1 protein-coding gene is annotated in these 246 nt (G+C 41.9%); it reads right to left on the reverse strand.

Annotated elements, in window-relative coordinates; genetic code table 11:
• Positions 1–4 precede the first annotated feature (4 nt).
• Positions 5–246: hypothetical protein (locus KK062_RS30475; RefSeq protein ID WP_254088144.1), on the reverse strand; the 242-nt coding region annotated here is incomplete at its 5' end.

The raw sequence follows: 246 nt of genomic DNA on the forward strand, positions 1-246 counted from the left end.
CATTTTAATATCCATTATTTACCAAATTTTCTGTCTTCCAAGATCCATCGGCCTCTTGTTGGTCAAGAAGAATGCTTACATATTTTTTGAGTGTGCCGATAACGAACTCACTGTCGTCTAAGATGTCTAATGTTTCAATTAGCACCAACCCCTGCCCAGCAATCCCGTTCGATATTTCCGGAGTTAGTGCGGGATCGGCGAAGATTCGCTTTAGCTGTTGCTTTATGGGCGAAATCTGTTTAAGGA

This window comes from Dawidia cretensis (genome assembly GCF_018598175.1).
Taxonomy (GTDB): Bacteria; Bacteroidota; Bacteroidia; order Cytophagales; family Cyclobacteriaceae; genus Ohtaekwangia; species Ohtaekwangia cretensis.